Source organism: Tamlana crocina, assembly GCA_040429635.1.
Lineage (GTDB): Bacteria > Bacteroidota > Bacteroidia > Flavobacteriales > Flavobacteriaceae > Flavisericum > Flavisericum crocinum.
On sequence record CP158972.1, the window covers coordinates 1,992,084 to 2,005,557 of the forward strand.

At 38.7% G+C, this 13,474-nt stretch carries 8 protein-coding genes; 3 read left to right on the forward strand and 5 right to left on the reverse strand.

What is annotated here, in order from left to right; all coding sequences use genetic code 11:
* Positions 1-109: 109 nt before the first annotated feature.
* Both ABI125_08875 and ABI125_08880 read left to right on the forward strand, forming a co-directional pair.
* On the forward strand, positions 110-1,435 hold the full coding sequence (locus ABI125_08875) for a dicarboxylate/amino acid:cation symporter (GenBank protein ID XCF04841.1): 1,326 nt from the start codon (positions 110-112) through the stop codon (positions 1,433-1,435).
* A gap of 140 nt (positions 1,436-1,575) precedes the next feature.
* Positions 1,576-2,388, forward strand: coding sequence for a sulfurtransferase (locus ABI125_08880; GenBank protein XCF04842.1), 813 nt, complete (start codon positions 1,576-1,578; stop codon positions 2,386-2,388).
* Between the two features lie 41 nt (positions 2,389-2,429).
* On the opposite strand, the gene ABI125_08885 is transcribed toward ABI125_08880, so the two are convergent.
* From ABI125_08885 to ABI125_08895, 3 genes are all read right to left on the reverse strand, one after another.
* Positions 2,430-4,328: a mucoidy inhibitor MuiA family protein gene (locus ABI125_08885; protein ID XCF04843.1), complete on the reverse strand. Its 1,899-nt coding sequence runs from the start codon at positions 4,326-4,328 to the stop codon at positions 2,430-2,432.
* 120 nt (positions 4,329-4,448) lie between these two features.
* Positions 4,449-4,865 (reverse strand): DCC1-like thiol-disulfide oxidoreductase family protein, encoded by a 417-nt coding sequence (locus ABI125_08890; protein XCF04844.1) that lies wholly within the window; start codon positions 4,863-4,865, stop codon positions 4,449-4,451.
* A gap of 114 nt (positions 4,866-4,979) precedes the next feature.
* The gene (locus tag ABI125_08895) at positions 4,980-6,860 is read right to left on the reverse strand and encodes a tetratricopeptide repeat protein (protein ID XCF04845.1); all 1,881 of its coding nucleotides are present in this window, start codon (positions 6,858-6,860) and stop codon (positions 4,980-4,982) included.
* 309 nt (positions 6,861-7,169) lie between these two features.
* Between ABI125_08895 and ABI125_08900 the strand changes: the two genes are divergently transcribed.
* Positions 7,170-8,711 carry a thiol-activated cytolysin family protein gene (locus ABI125_08900; protein XCF04846.1) on the forward strand — a complete coding sequence of 514 codons (1,542 nt, stop codon included), beginning with the start codon at positions 7,170-7,172 and terminating at the stop codon, positions 8,709-8,711.
* 73 nt (positions 8,712-8,784) lie between these two features.
* Here the strand turns inward: ABI125_08900 and ABI125_08905 are convergent, their stop codons facing one another.
* Together ABI125_08905 and recG are read right to left on the reverse strand one after the other, a co-directional pair.
* A complete protein-coding gene (locus ABI125_08905; protein XCF04847.1) occupies positions 8,785-10,959 on the reverse strand; it encodes a DNA mismatch repair protein MutS in 2,175 nt (724 codons plus the stop codon).
* A gap of 228 nt (positions 10,960-11,187) precedes the next feature.
* Positions 11,188-13,350, reverse strand: coding sequence for an ATP-dependent DNA helicase RecG (recG, locus tag ABI125_08910; GenBank protein ID XCF04848.1), 2,163 nt, complete (start codon positions 13,348-13,350; stop codon positions 11,188-11,190).
* Positions 13,351-13,474 lie beyond the last annotated feature (124 nt).

Below are 13,474 nucleotides of genomic sequence, written 5' to 3' on the forward strand. Positions count from 1 at the left end.
CTGTTTTATGGAATTCGGGATGATTTTTTTTACCAATTAGAAAAACTTATCTTCACAATCATAAAATGTGAAATTAAAAACTTCATTCTTTTTGAAGTTCAATATGTCTATGAAAAAACTAGCATTACACTGGAAAATTATTACAGGAATGGTTCTCGGGATCATTTTTGGTTTTATCATGAATACCGTTGATGGCGGAAAGGGTTTTGTAACTGATTGGATCTCACCCTTCGGTACCATTTTTATTAATCTTTTAAAACTCATTGCCGTACCGTTGATTTTGGCATCGTTAATTAAAGGGATTTCAGATTTAAAGGATATTTCAAAAATAAAATCGATGGGGCTGCGCACCATATCTATTTATATATGTACCACCGTGGTGGCGATTGTTATTGGTTTGGGTATTGTAAATACGGTTAAGCCGGGCGTGGGCATGCCGCAGGATACCATTGAAAAGATAAAACTGAAATACGAAAACGATGCCGGCGTTACTGATAAGTTGGCCAAAGCAACCGCGCAAAAAGATGCTGGGCCACTGCAGGCATTGGTTGATATTTTTCCGAGTAACATTTTTCAATCGTTTGCTGAGGCTTCTATGCTTCAGGTGATATTTTTCGCTTTGTTTGTGGGGATTTGTTTGTTATTGATTGGAGAAAAAAAGGCCAAACCTTTAATCGATTTTTTCGATTCGCTCAATGAAGTGGTTATGAAAATGGTCGATTTAATCATGCTTTTTGCTCCCTATGCCGTTTTCGCTCTGCTAGCCAACGTTATTATTGCATTTGATGATACCGAAATTTTAGTCAAACTACTTTATTATGCACTTTGCGTTGTGGGCGGACTCATTTTAATGATTTGCTTTTACTTGGTTATGGTGAGTGTTTACACGAAAAAATCGCCATTATGGTTTTTACAGCAGTTAAGTCCTGCGCAATTATTGGCGTTTTCAACCAGTAGTAGTGCGGCCACATTGCCCGTTACCATGGAGCGCGTTGAGGAACATATTGGTGTCGATAAAGAAGTGTCTGGTTTTGTGTTGCCCGTAGGCGCTACAGTAAATATGGACGGCACTAGTTTGTACCAGGGCATAGCTGCTGTTTTTATTATGCAGGTTATTTGGCCAGAAGGTTTAACTTTTACGAACCAAATGGTTATTGTTCTAACGGCGTTGCTGGCCTCTATTGGTAGTGCGGCGGTACCGAGTGCGGGTATGGTGATGCTCGTTATCGTGTTGGAATCGATTGGGTTTCCGGCGGAATTGTTGCCGATAGGCTTGGCACTTATTTTTGCCGTTGATAGGCCTTTGGATATGTGCCGTACCGTAGTAAATGTAACCGGCGATGCCACTGTATCGATGATGGTGGCCAAATCGTTGGATAAATTGCACGATCCCAAACCCAAGGAGTGGGACGATAATTACGAGGAAGTGAAGTAAGAAATAAACAGAGAACAAGTTTTTATAGAAAACTTTGTGAATCGTGTACCCTGAGCATTGATTGAAAAGAAACAATATTTTCTTTCAAATCACCTTAGAAAGCAAGTCGAAGGGTCTTTTAAACTATTAACTTTTGAATTATGAAACTAAAATCGCCCATAGTTTCCGTTGAATGGCTGAAAGAAAATTTGGAGGCCGAAATTTTAATCGTGTTGGATGGCACCATCAATAAAACCTTTGATGCTTCCCAAAACCAGATTTTGAATGCCCGTTTTTTTGACATCAAACAGAAGTTTAGCAATCTGGACGACCCGTTCCCCAGTACGTTTCCTTCCGCAAAACAATTTCAAACTGAAGCCAGAAATTTAGGAATTAACAATAATAGCGCGATTGTGGTTTATGACGACAAAGGAATTTATTCGAGTGCTCGGGTTTGGTGGCTGTTCAAATCCTTTGGTTTTGATAATGTAGCCGTCCTTAATGGTGGGTTTCCGGCTTGGAAGGATGCGAATGGAGCTATTGAAAATATGAAGCCCTACAATGGTAAAAACGGTGATTTCATTGCTCAATTACGTCCAGAAACGATGCTGTTTTTTGAAGACATGAAAGTGGCTTCGAAAAATAAAACGCACACCATAATCGATGCACGTTCTTCGGGACGTTTTAATTGTGTAGAACCCGAACCCCGAGAAGGTTTACTTATGGGTACGATTCCTAATTCGGTAAATTTGCCCTATACCGATTTGCTTGAAAACGGATTATTAAAACCGAAAGAAACCTTGGAAAAAGTCTTTTCACCTCTAGCCAAAGAAAAAGAAACTACCATTGTTTTTTCTTGCGGATCGGGCATTACAGCCTGTGTTTTAGCGCTGGGTGCCGAAATTGCTGGTTATAATAACATATCGGTTTACGATGGTTCTTGGACGGAGTGGGGCAGTTTGGTAAAAGAATGAGGCCCAATAGGTTCAAAATTAGGCCTCGTTAAAAAAACTGCTTACAAATTTATCGATTTATATTTTGGATATTTCAAGCTGTACGCGAACTTATATATCTTTGTTTCACTGGGTATTATTTTTACCTTCCATTTAAGCAATCCTTTTTTGGAATCGTAATCGCAATCGTCATACTCTATATCATCAACTTTTATGTCCTTGTTTTGGCTTATCGGAATTCTATCCATAATGGTTAAATCTATCGACGATTTTTTGTTGTTCTTAAGTTCAATTTCATAAGCTTTATTCACTATTTTATTGCTTCCTATTGTATTCACTTTTTTGAAATTATTGGTAGCCTTGCGTTTTATGTTGATGTTTGGGTCTATACCAAGTGAAACGGTTAAACTATCGGTTGTGGCATAAGGGTTTATGCTTGTTTTTCCGGAATAGCTGCCTTCAAAATAAATGTTAGCTTCGCCGGGCAGAAGGTTGTATTGTTGCCATTCGCCAATTTTAGCTGTTAAGAATACGTTTTCATTTACAATAGGTGCGGCAAAATAAGAATAAGTGGCGGGCACTTCAAAATGATCGATTTCAATTACTGAAACATCGCCGTCAGAAGGAATGGTTTGCTGTTTTTGTATTTCAAAATTGGTGTTGCTTATGCCTTCAAGAATAAGATCGCCAGTTGCGGTTTTGGTTTCTTTTTCCTTTTTATAATTATTGTAATTTTCATTAATTCTAATTGAAGAAACACTTCCAGTTACATCACTTTTTTTCTGTGTAGCATAACCAACCACAACCACTTCATCAAGAGCAGAAACATCTTCCTCCAAATTCAAATTAATAATGCTGGAGTGTATGGGTAAACTTTCGCTTTTAAAACCCACATACGAAAATACCAATGCCTTACCGCCATTGGTTTGTATGGAATAGGCGCCATCAAAATCTGTGGTAGTTCCTCTGCTAGTGCCTTTAACAAGAACATTTGCACCAGGAAGAGGGACGCCCGAAGCATCGGTAACAATGCCACTTACAGTTTGTATAAACGGATTGTATTGGTAATTGTATTTTTTTACAGTGTTCTCGCTTTGGTAATAACCGCTCGTAAAATTTAAATATTTAGGGTTTAATTCGGGTTTTAAGTTGTTGGTGTGTGGGTCGTTAGTGGATAGCGTAAGCTTAATGCCCTCCCAATTGGTGCCCGTATTTTGATACACATGGGCTTTGTACGCCAATTTTAAGGGCTTGTTTATATCTTGGGCTTTTAGGTCGTACACCGGAAACCAACCGGCATTGGTAACATTGTACTTAATGGTCAAGTTTAGTTGAACGGCGTTTGCGGTGTTAAGTTTGAGCTTTATCTCGCCGGTTTGCACTTTGTCGTCAACATTCAGTTCTCTCAATTGGTTTTTAATTTCGTTAATTTCAACATCCAATTCGCGTTTCTTTTTAACCGATTTATGTATGGCGTTTTTTATTTCGGTAACCCGTTTTCTGTAATAAGCCGTAAACTCCTTTAGTTTTTCGAGGTTGACTACTTGATTGTTGTTTCCCAATTGTCGGTTTTCAGTGATGATGTTCAGCTCTTCTTCATAGCCGGAAATTAAATCGTTTTCAAGCTGAATGAGGTCGTTGAGCGTTTTGATTTTATCTTGAAACGCTTCAATATCTTCAGCTTTGTCCTGTTTGGTAATGTAGTTTATACCGTAATTTATGGAAATAATGGAAGCATTTTTTAAACCTGAAACCTGAATGCTGTTTTCTTGAATATAAGGTGAAAGCTTTCCAAATGTGAATTGGGTAGTGCCAATAGGTAGAGTAATATTGGCGGTTCTGGTAATTTCGGCACCATTTACAAATACAGTAACGTCTTTTACCGTTGAGGGAATAGGCTTGGTGTTGCTAGAAAAGGAAATGGTGTGGCTTAGTAGAAAAAGAAGAATAAAATATTTCATGACGCTGAGTTATTAAGTTTACTGTAAAACTATTTAAACCCTGAACGAATGAAAATAAGCAATGAGCAAACACGCCTAAAATGAAGGTTAATGGGGTGTTTGGTTTAGAGAAGTTAGGATTTAGTCTAAAAACTTGCTTTTCAATTCTGGGGTCGGGATCATGCAGGCTTCTTGTTTGCCATACCATTTGTATCGGTTTTTGGCAATAAAATCGTAAACCCAATTTCTAATAAAGGTAGGTACAATGAAAAATACACCCATTAAATTTCTGGGGAAGCCTAATTTCAAGGCAATTTTTAATGCTGCAGTGCTTTTGTAGTCAATACCTTTTTCGGGACTGTAAAGTAAAACAGAATCGGTTTTTGAGGTATCGATGTTGAATTTTTTAATAATTTCTTTACCGGTATCGCTTTGTAATGCTGTAAACAAAAATAAATTGTTTTTATCGTGTTTTATAACATATTGCACGCTACTGTTGCACAGGTTGCAAACACCATCAAAAAGGATTAAGTTCTTGTTTTTTGGGATGTTTATCATAGTAATATGTTATTACGAGGTAGGAATGACCGAAGTAATCTTTTGAATTATAACTAAAATTAAACAGATTGCTAGACCTTAAAGGTCTAGCAATGACTGCACAAAGATACAGTATTACAAACTATTTAAAAAGCCCGTTAAGTCGGTTTCCTTATCGAGTTTAAGTTTTTTCTTCAGGCGGTATTTACTTTTTAACACACTGTCAGGTAGTACGTTGAGCATTGATGCGATTTCCTTTGTGGACAGGTTCATCCGTAAAAAGGAGGCCAGCCTGATTTCCTTTTCAGAAATTTCGGGATAAACTTCCTTTAGTTTCATATCGAAATTATTGTGCACTTCGGTAAAGTACGATTTAAAAACTTCCCAGTCTTTGTCCTCGGCACTTTCCTTTTTCAGAAGCATTACCAGTCGCCTAAATTCAATTTTGAACAGTTCGGGCGATTGTTTTATTTTTTCGAGATTGTCCTTCAGTTCTTGGATAAAGGTGTTCTTTTGCACCAAATGAAGTGTTTGTGAGGCCAGTTCCTTCTTTTTGAAGGCTATTTCCTGTTTGTAGATTTCTTCCTGTTTTTCACGTTCAATCTGGTTCTTTTTAATACGTTGTTTAAAGCCGAAAAACAAGAGTGCCGATACGGCCACAAAGGTGAACATGCCGCCGGCATAAAGCCCTTTTCTTAAATTTTCGATTTCGATATTTTGGTTCAGGGTCTTGATTTCCTCTTTCTGCAAAGCAATTTCGGCTTCTTTTTTTTCGGTTTCGTAAATGGTTTTTAGTTCTTCTATTTGTAAGGATTTTTGTTTTGTAAAAATGCTGTCATTAATTTCGTTGTAGTTTTTGGTATCTAACAGTGCGTTTTTATAGTTTCTTTGTTTTTCGAAGGTTTCAGATCTGTAGGCTAATGCCATGGATTTTAAACTTATCAACCCTGTAGAATCAGCTAGTTTTATAGCTTGATTAAAGTAGGTCATGGCTTTGTTGAAGTCGCCTTTTGCACTGTAAGCATTACCCATTTCGCCTAATGATGATACTAAGTTAGACATTGAATTGTTGGTTTTGTTCAGGGCAATTGCTTTTTTTAAATAGGTTATAGCTTGGTTGTAATTTCCAAGTTTAGTATGGTTCATGCCCATGTTGGAGAGCGCGTTGGCTTGCATATCTATAACGCCGATTTCTAAGCCAATATCATAAGATTTTTGATAGAGTTCTAAGGCCTTTTCATGATTTTTTAGCTCGTGATGCACATTGCCTATATCGACAATAGTATGGCCCTGGTAAATCTTGTCGTTTGTGATATTATATGTTTCGAGAGCTTTTTCTAGAAACTTTAAAGCTTCATTATAATTACCACGATTGGTTTCTATATTTCCTATTTGACGTTGTACATCAGCATCGCGCCATGGCTCTTCTTCAATAGTATCAAGCACCCGTAAGCCTTCAATTGATTTTTCGTATGCTAATTTGTAATTTCCAATTATGCGGTATAAATCTCCAAGACTCGAGAGCCCATTTCCATAGTTTAGCCAAAATCCATTCTCTCTATTGATTTTATTTGTTTCTTTGGTTATTTGTATGGCTTTTAAGAAATTACCTTTTTCCTGTTCTAATCCTGCAATAGACGATAGTGTAGAGGCTTTTCGTTCTAAATCTGGATGTTTGTTCCAAACTTCTAAAGATTTGTTATAATAATGATAGGCTGAATCGATATTAAAAGTGAGTTTGTGGTAAACGCCAATATGGTAGTAGGCAACCCCAACGCCCGACCAATATTCTTTTTCCATTGAGATCGTTAAGGCCTTCTGGGCATATTCCAAGCCTTTTTTGGGAGTTGTGTAGATTTCGGCATAGTATAGTTCTTCAAGTATTTTTACCTTAGAAATGCTGTCATCTAATTTTTTAAAGACATTTTCTAAACTATCAACTTTCTGTTCATTCTGCGAAATTGAAAATTGAAAACACATCAAAATCAAAATATTGAGAAGGTACTTGGCTTTCATATATCACGGTTTTAATCTTCACTAAATTAACTATAAATGCTTTGCCGTGAAACCTTTATGGAATGCTCAAAATGTTAATTGTCTGTAAGTTGTCCATGCTGTTTTTTGAAGTTAATAAATAACTCTTGTTGTCAAAGTTCTGAAAATCAATGCCTTGATATATTAGTGTTAATTTGCGTAGATGCTGAAGTCCATGATTAAAATATGTTGGTTCTTAAGGTGTTGTCCATAGTTTGTCCATGCCAAAAATTAGTTTTCGGCTGGGGTTGCCATTAATTTTATCATGTTGAATCACAAAAAACACAAATTATGAAAACACAGCTATTAACAAACAAAATTGTTTTTAAAGTGATTGCTCTAATCATTTTAACAACATATTACGGATGCAGTAAAGATGAAGTATCTGATCCGGGACCGGTAACAAACCCTGAGGCCACAGAAATTGTAGATTTAATTGCAAATTTAAGTTACAACGCCAATGCTCTATTAAATGTAAAGGATACTGGCGGGGCGCCTTCCGAACGTACATTAACACGGGATAATATGACAACAACCTCACCGAGTTTGGGACGTTACCAATCGTGCGAAACTAAAGAATACAATTTAGAATCGAATTTTGATGATGTAGCGATACTTCGGCCAACAAACGGCATTATTTGGCCGGGTGCTCTGGTGGTGGGCAATCAAGGTATGCTTGATGGTATGCCAGACCCCATAACTTTGGGGCGTGCACCCGTTAAGCTGCGTATTGATTTGCCCGGCATGGGAGAGCAAGGAAATATTGAGGTAGAAGACCCAAAAAACTCCAGCGTGCAAGCGAGTATTGATGATGCTTTGGAGTGGTGGAATGCCAATGCCTACCAAGAGGGTTACGTAAATGCTTCAAATTCTACATATCAATCCAATACATCGTATTCTTCAAAGCAATTGAGTTTGGATGTGGGGTTGAATATTGAATGGGCCAATGGTTCGGTAGCATCACAGTTAGAGTACGAGAGCAGCACTACAAAACGAGTTGCTGCCATGGTTTACAAACAGGTATTTTATACCGTAACGATGGATACGCCGTCTTCGGCCGCTAGCGTTTTTGGACCCAATGTGACTTTAAACCAAGTAGAGTCGGCCATTAATAACGATACGCCACCTGCGTACATCAACTCGGTGTCGTACGGACGCATTATTATGTTTAGAATGGAGTCCACCAATATGGATAAATCTATTGATTTGGATTTGGTTTTGGAATATGCTACGGGAGCGGCAAGCGGTTCAGGCACTGTAAACTCAAAGTATGATGAAGTTTTAAAAACATCGAGTATCACGGTCGTGACCATTGGCGGTAATGCCGAAGTGGCTTCGGAAGCCGTTAACGCCACGGGTTTTGCTTCATTAAAAAATATCATTACGGGTGATAATGCGGTGTATAGCCGAAACAATCCGGGGGTGCCCATTGCTTATACGGTAAGGTATTTAAAGGATAATTCGTTTGCTAAAATGGGGTACACCACAGATTATACCATTGAAGATTGCAGCACAAAAGATTATGTGCACAAAAATGTGTATTTGGATAATAATTATGGTACAGATGCCCGGTTCCGATTGGCCTATAAAGAAAAAGGAACGCAAAATTTAAAATACACTAGTTGGAAAAAGTTGAGTAAAAATGATACCAAAATAGGAATAACGCCACCAAACGGTTCGCATGGTGTAAAAGTGCAGTTTGAGTTTTGGGACTTTGTTTGGAAATCTTTGGGAGAGTATAGCTTGGGTTATGTCAGCAAAGAAAGGACATACGAGGTGTATTGCTCTAAAACAGTCATTGTGTGTACTCAAGTTTCGGTAAGGGAAAAATAACGATTCTTTAGGTTCTCAAAGTATTTTTGCAGTCGGCATCTTAAGTTGTGGTTCATCAACTTGGTGCTGGCTGTTATTTTTTTACGGCTTCCACCAGCTCCAATTGGTCTAAACTCACGTTTGTGGTGAACATGCCGTAATTGACCACGGCTTTGTTTTTTTCAATTTTATCGATGCTGCCAATGGCACGCCCGTCTTCCATCCGCACCCGGTCTCCCACTTTTAAAATGTGTCTGGGCTTTTCGCTTTTGTTGTGCTCAGTGGCCGATTTTTCGGCTTTTTTCTTTTTGCGGATAACTTCAACCTTCTTTTTTACTTCTTGCTGGACTTGCTTTTCTTTGGCTTTTTCAACGCGTTTTTGCTTGGCTGAAACCCGTTTACGTTTGGAATTTTCAATTTGTACCAATTTGAAAAGCTCGGACATTAATGACTTTTTTTGCTTGTTTTCGAAATACCTTTCAGCTAGGTCGTTTACTTTTTGGCCCAAATAAATGAGGCGCTGGTTGCTATCGTACAATTCTTGGTAGCTTTCCAGTTTCTTTTGAATTCTGCTGTTGATTTCCTCAAGTTTATCGGCTTCCTCAATTTTTTTCTTTTCGTTGGCTTTTAGTGACTGGCCTGTTTTTTCAAGTTTGGAACGTTCTTTTTGAAGCTTAGCAATAGTGGCGTCAAAACGCACTTTGCTGCGCTCAATTTTCTTTTTAGCCCTGTTGATTAAGCTGTACGGAATACCGTTTTTCTGTGCTACTTCAAAGGTGAAGCTACTTCCGGCCTGACCGATAACCAATTTGAACAAAGGCTCCAAGGTGCGCTCATCGAACAACATATTGGCGTTGAGCATGTGCGGCATTTCATTGGCCAATATTTTTAAGTTGGAGTAATGGGTGGTAATAATACCGAAGGCTTCACGATGGTAAAATTCCTCTAAAAAAGTTTCAGCCAAAGCTCCGCCCAGCTCGGGGTCACTACCGGTACCGAATTCATCGATTAAAAACAGCGTGTTTTTATTGCACTTTTTTAGAAAATAATTCATCTGTTTTAAGCGATAACTGTAAGTGCTCAAATGGTTTTCGATGGATTGGTTGTCGCCAATATCACTCAACACCCTGTCGAACAAACACACCTTGCTACGCTCGTGTACAGGAATAAGCATGCCGCTTTGCAGCATCACCTGAAGCAGCCCAACTGTTTTTAAAGTGATACTTTTTCCGCCGGCATTTGGCCCCGAAATAACGATAATCCGGCTGTCGTTTTCTAGGGTAACCGTTTGCGGAAAGGTTTTTTCGTGCTTTTTTAAGTTGTTTAAATATAGCAGAGGGTGATAGGCATCACGCAGATACATGCTTCGGTCTTCCGAAATTTCAGGAAGAATGGCGTCCATCGATTGGGCGTATTTCGCTTTTGCGGAAATCACATCGATGTTGATTAAAAACTCCTGATAGTCTTTTAAAAGCGGTGTAAACGGACGGATAAAGTTGGTAACTTCCTTTAAAATTCTAACAATTTCCTCGCTTTCTTCGTATTCTAAATTGTTGAGTTCGCGGGTGTGCTGTATAGTGGCTTCGGGTTCAATGTAAACTATGCTGCCCGTTTTGCTGCCGCCCATTATCGAGCCTTTTACCTTTCGGCGGTACATGGCTTTTACCGCCAAAACACGCTTGTTGTCCACCACCGTTTCCCGAATATCGTCCAAATATTCCAGCCCGTGATACATATTGAGTGCCGTAGCGAAACTGGCATTTATTTTGCCTTTTACTTTGTTAATGGATTGACGTAGTTCGTAAAGCAGTTCGGAGGCATTGTCTTTTATATCACCAAAACGGTCAATAATAGCATTGATTTTCTCAATAATAACCTTGGTGACTTCAATATGTGAGGCGAAGTCGTTTAAATGTGGATAGTATTCTTCAAACTTTTTTAGAAAAATGACCAACTCATTAACAGTGGCCGACATGGCTGTAATTTTTTTTAAACCATGCACCTCCAAAAAAGTGTTTTCAATCTTTAAAAGCTTGATTTCTTTTGAAATGGTATCAAAACTGTGGTTTGGAATACGGTTGTCGTTATAGAAAGACGATACGTAATCGTTGGTTAAATTCAGCGAAAAAAGAAGTTGTTCCTTGGTTTTGTAGGGTTCAATTTCGAGCGCTCTTTCATTTCCAAGTGGCGTGATGCAATGCTCGCTTACCTGTTGTAAAACGGTTGGGAATTCTAAATCCTGTAATGTTTTTTCGTGAATGTTAATCATGGTTTCTTCGTCCTCAACGTACGTAAAGGTTGCAAAGTTAATTAATCTCGCCGAGATGTTTGTCCATAAAAATTATTCTTAATAAACCGTTAATTAACAGTGTTGTGCGTTTCTTTAACATAACGATAACATCCAAGGAGCGGTTTTCTCCATAACTTCAACACAATCAATCAACAAACAACAGTAATATTTAAGCTCAACCAGAAATGGTTGGGTTTTTTTCTGGAATTAGCTTATATAATTCCAAATATTTTTGAATTTGCTGAGCTGTTTATAAGTGTGCAAAATCACTCGGTTTTCGTCTTTCGAAAGGTTTGGGTCTTCGTTGAGGGTCTTTTTAGCGAAATGTCTGGCAGCCTGCAAAATATACTTGTCTTTTACAATATCTGCAATTTTGAGGTTGAGCACACCACTTTGTTGGGTGCCCATAATATCGCCAGGGCCACGGAGTTTTAAATCAACTTCTGCTATTTCAAAGCCGTCGCTGGTTTTAACCATGGTTTGTAATCGGGTTTTGCTGTCGTCACTCAGTTTGTGCCCGGTCATTAAGATACAATAGCTCTGTTCTGCGCCACGCCCCACACGACCGCGCAATTGGTGGAGTTGCGATAGTCCAAAACGTTCAGCACTTTCAATAATCATTACCGAGGCATTCGGTACGTTTACGCCCACTTCAATTACCGTTGTGGCGACCATAATTTGGGTTTCGCCCTTAATAAACCGTTGCATTTCGTAATCTTTGTCTTCGGGTTTCATTTTACCATGAACGATGGAAATTTGATAATCGGGCATGGGAAAATCCCTCGAAATACTTTCGTAGCCGTCCATTAAATCTTTGTAGTCCATCGATTCGCTTTCCTGAATCAGTGGATAAACAATGTAAACCTGTCGGCCTTTGGCTATTTCATCTTTTACAAAACGGAATACATTTAAGCGATTTTTGTCGAAACGGTGTACCGTTTTTATGGGTTTTCGTCCGGCAGGCAACTCGTCGATAACCGAAATATCCAAATCGCCGTAAACCGACATGGCTAAGGTTCTCGGAATGGGCGTCGCGGTCATCACCAAAATATGGGGTGGGATAGTGGAAGCCCCTTGATTATTATTTGAAGAATTTTCGGTAGAGGATAGAGCTGGGCTTTTCGGGCCCTTGTGCCACAATTTGCTTCTTTGGGCGACTCCAAAACGGTGTTGTTCGTCAATAATGGCGAGCCCTAAATTATTAAATTTTACCTTGTCTTCAAGTAGGGCATGGGTGCCTACAATAATCTGTAAATCGCCATTTTCTAAATTTTCATGAATAATTTTTCGTTCTGAAGTTTTAGTTGAACCTGTTAATAGTGAAATGCTGATATTTAATAGTTTACATAATTCATATAATCCATTATAGTGTTGAACTGACAAAATTTCAGTCGGCGCCATTAAACAAGCTTGAAAACCATTGTCAAGCGCCATGAGCATTGACATGAACGCTACTATGGTCTTTCCGGAACCCACATCGCCTTGTAAAAGTCGGTTCATTTGTGCCTGACTGCCTAAATCTGACCGGATTTCCTTCAAAACCCGTTTTTGTGCATTGGTTAAATTAAAGGGTAAATGCTCCTTGAAAAAGGTGTTGAAATAGTGTCCCACGTTTTCAAAAGGGAGTCCTTTTATTTTGCTTTTGTGCAATCGGTTTTTAATAATCAATTGCAACTGGATGTAAAATAACTCTTCAAATTTTAGCCGAAATTGAGCCTTGGCGAGCAGCTCCTGACTTTTAGGAAAATGCACATTGAACAGTGCTTCGCTTTTCGAAATTAATTTTAATTCGGTAAGAATCGGTTCCGATAGGGTTTCATAAAAGCGTCCGTTAGTTTCAATAAAAAGTTGCTGGATTATTTTAATAATTACCCGGTTGGTAATGCCCTTGTTGGATAATTTTTCAGTGGAAGGATAAACCGGCTGCATGGCCGATCGGATGTTTTTTTCATGCTCTTCCAGCGATTCCATTTCGGGGTGCGGCATGCTGAATTTGCCGTTAAACCAATTGGTTTTACCAAATGCTACATAGGGTTTGTTCAGCTTTAAACTTTCCCGGATCCATTTATGTCCACGAAACCAAACCAGTTCCATGGTGCCCGTATCGTCCTGAAAGGTGGCTACCAAACGCTTGCCCCGTTTTTGGGCCACTTCCTTAAAACTGGTGATTTTCCCAATAACCTGAACATCGGCGTTGCTTTGCTGTAGTTGGTTGGTTTTGTAATATCGTGTTCGGTCGATATATCGATTAGGAAACAGATTGATTAAATCCTGATAGGTATGTATGCCAAGCTCCTTGCGCAGTAAATCGGCACGGTTGGGGCCAACCCCTTTTAAATAATCGATGGGCGTTTGAAGGTTAACAGACATGAGGGCGAATTTACGTAATTCAATCAAAATATATCAAGCCTCATTTTTTCATTTCATGGTACGCAGATTCAAAAACCGAAACATTTTAGCTAAAAATTCTTTTTCATTGGTTAAATTTGGCGTC